This is a genomic window from Chloroflexota bacterium, from assembly GCA_018648225.1.
GTDB lineage: Bacteria > Chloroflexota > Anaerolineae > Anaerolineales > UBA11858 > NIOZ-UU35.
This window is the reverse complement of record JABGRQ010000084.1, coordinates 1-3351: the sequence shown is the minus strand read 5'-3', so window position 1 is coordinate 3351 and position 3351 is coordinate 1. Positions and strand designations below refer to the sequence as shown.

The window sequence follows — 3351 nt, the reverse complement described above, 5'->3', positions numbered from 1 at the left end:
GGATGAATATCATACGCATGCCCACGGCGTGTGAGGCGCATATAGGCATTGGCGACGCTGCGCGGCAACCAGGAAAGCAATGGCAAGTGATAGTGTTCTTCGATTAGCGCAAATCGATTTGGCCCGCTGAAAAAGATTGCGCCCCCAGGCTTGAGCACACGCCGGATTTCATCTGCCAATTGATAGGGGTTTTGCACATGCTCATAAACCTGAGCGCAGATGACGACATCAAAATATTGATTAGGAAAGGGAATATTCTCGCCGCGGGAGCAGACTTGCAGAGTAGGGGGCAGCGCGCTTTGTGGTAGAGCCGGATCAATACCGACGGCAAAGTGAAATTGTGCGCCAAATGCCTTCAACATTGTGCCGTCGCCGCAGCCCACATCCAGACAGCAGAGGCGGCGCAGGTCTTCTCCCAGAAAATCGTACAGCACAGCCATGATCTTGGCCGCTTTGTGTTCTCTTGATGTTGGCATTTTTCCAGTCTATCATACTGGAGCCTCCAGTCGCAACCTAAGTAACGCCAGCGATAGCCTTCATGAATCGAGAATAATTCTAAATGGGAGTTTTGTACGCTAAAGATAGGGTAAAATTCTACTATCATTAATTGCTGTCAACCGGTGGGTGGATTGCCCTCTGGTTGCAACGCTCTGCTTTTCTGCTGCCCCCATTATGATTATGGATGTCAATGTAATTACCCAAATTAATGCGGTACTATCGGGTGTGATTGATGAATCTACTCATGATCTGGCGCGGCACGAATTGTTAAAGATCGTTGCCGAAGCGGCGGGCTTTCAGGCTGCGCTGCTGGTTGAAATTGAACCCGATGGAAAAACGATGCGGGTTACGGCAACGTATTTGCCCGTTCAATTTCAGAAATTAGTGGAAAAAGTAGGGGGTATTCGGTTAGTGGGGTATACGTATGCGATTAATCTTTCCGAAACATTAGAAACCCCTGATATTGAAGTCTTTACGCATATCTCCGATTGGCATACGCAAATACCGCGTCCGATTGGGAGGGCGTTGAACAAAGCGCTGAGTGTGAAACAAATCGTATCTTTGCGTCAAAATGTGGGCCAACAATATCTGGGTGCAGTGAATTATCTGGATACATCCGGAAATGCAGATGTTGATCTTGTGACCAATCTATCCTTCAATCATCTGGTTTATGCCGTGCGCCTGATGCGCGAACAGCGCGAGAAAGAACGTTTGCAGCGACGCTATACTGATGAGCTTGAAGCGCATGTCGAACAACGTTCCGCTGAAATTCAACGCGCATTATTTGAGGCCGAAAGTTTACTCGAAGGCTTGCGCGTACTCACACAGGAACTTTCGATGCGCCAGGTCTTGGCGGGCATTTTTGATGTGATGCGTGATGTGGTCATGTTTGAAGATGCCTTTGTGTTGCGGCGTTTTGAAGGGGACGAGCTGGTTGTTGTCGCAGCTACCAGCCTGTTGTTTGAGCGTAGCCGCTGGTTTGCTGAGGAATTTTTCAACCAGATTTTATCTGGTCAGACAATGGCTGTCGCCGATATTTGCGAAATCCCAGAATGGAGAAAGCAACCCGAATCCATCCGGGAGTATACTAACTCTGTGTTACATATTCCACTGAGGGATGGCGATCAGGAAGCCATGCTGGTTTGCACTCATTCCCAACAGGGCTTTTTTATGCAACGGCACGAAGCCATTAGTGAGCGTTTTGCATTGTTGGCGACGCAGGCATTGCGCAACGCTCGTCTACACAGCGATTTATTGGCCGAGCGCGATCGATTGGAAGAACACGTTGCCAAACGTACTGCCGAACTGACGCGCCAACGAGATTTCGCCATGCAGGTGATGAATGCAATGGGGCAAGGTCTCACCGTGGCCACAATTGATGGGACATTTGAATATGTTAATCCGGCGTATGCTGCCATGGTGGGATATGCTACACAAGACCTGATTGGCAAAACCCCTTATGATGTCACCTTCGATGAAGATCACGAAATTCTTGCGGCAGCCCGTAAACGCCGGCAGGTGAGTGAGACGAATATCTATGAAACGCGTTTAAAACGGGCAGATGGAACACCTTTATACGTGTTGGTAACCGGAGTGCCGCTTTTCCAGGATGGCAACTTGAGTGGATCTATTGCGGTAGTGACCGATCTCACCGAGCGCAAACAAGCCGAAGCTGCAGTGGCGCAAGCCCGCGACCAGGCTATTCAGGCATCTCAATTGAAATCAGAATTCTTGGCGACCATGAGCCATGAGATTCGAACACCTATGAATGGCATTATTGGTATGTCCGAGTTGCTGCTGGATACCCCTTTGAATGGTGAGCAAAAAGAATATGCTCAGATTGTTGAGGGTGAAGCACATTCGCTATTGAATATCATCAACGATATTCTGGATTTTTCAAAAATTGAGGCTGACAAACTGGCCCTAGAAATTATTGATTTGGAAGTACATGAGGTTGTCGAGGGCCTTGTGGAAAGCATGGTCATGAAAGCGCGTGAGAAAAATCTGACTTTGATGAGTTATGTAGCTCCGGAAATTCCGCCCTCCCTGATGGGTGACCCCAACAGACTGCGGCAAATTTTGGCGAATCTGGTTGGGAATGCAGTAAAATTTACCGAGAGTGGCGAGATTGTTGTACGGACTATATTAGAGCAGGTTACAAATGGTCATGTGGATTTGCGTTTCGAAATTCGCGATACGGGGATCGGTATTCCACCAGAGGCTTTGGAAAACCTGTTTCAGCCTTTTGTGCAGGCGGATGGTTCGATTACGCGCAAATATGGCGGCACGGGGTTGGGTTTGGCGATTAGCAAACGGCTTGCTGAAATGATGGGGGGACAAATTGGCATTGAAAGTATAGTGGGTGAGGGCACAACTTTCTGGTTCACAATCCGGGCTGAGCGCAAATTGGGTGTTGAGATGATTCAACCATCTCCGATGGAAGATTTTCAGGCGATGAATCTACTGATTGTGGATGGCAATCAAACCCACGGAGAGATTATTTGCAGTTATTTGGAAAGCTGGGGAATTTCTGCGGAGACAGTTAGTGACGGGCGGCAGGCTCTCAAGAAATTGGCATCAGGGCCGCTCGCTGCCGCAAGCTATGACGCGGCGATTATCGATTTGTTGCTCCCGGGAACCGATGCGATTGCACTGGCGCAACAGATTTTGCAGGAAAATTTACTCGAACAAAAGCGCATTATCGCACTGACTTCATTGGATGAACGCACGCGCCGCAAACAAGCTTTGGAAGCTGGTTTTTCGGGGTATCTGAATAAGCCCGTCCGCCAGTCAGATTTGATGGATATACTGATGCGCTTGTTCAGACCCTCGGATGTAGAATCGCCTCAGGTA

Annotated in this window: 2 protein-coding genes; one reads left to right on the top strand and one right to left on the bottom strand. The window is 48.7% G+C overall.

The annotated features are described in order from the left end of the window. Positions 1-476 (bottom strand): class I SAM-dependent methyltransferase (locus tag HN413_07450; GenBank protein ID MBT3390230.1); only part of this gene is annotated, 476 nt, incomplete at its 3' end. 202 nt (positions 477-678) lie between these two features. Between HN413_07450 and HN413_07445 the strand changes: the two genes are divergently transcribed. Next, a partial coding sequence (locus HN413_07445) for a PAS domain S-box protein (protein MBT3390229.1) occupies positions 679-3351 on the top strand: 2673 nt, incomplete at its 3' end.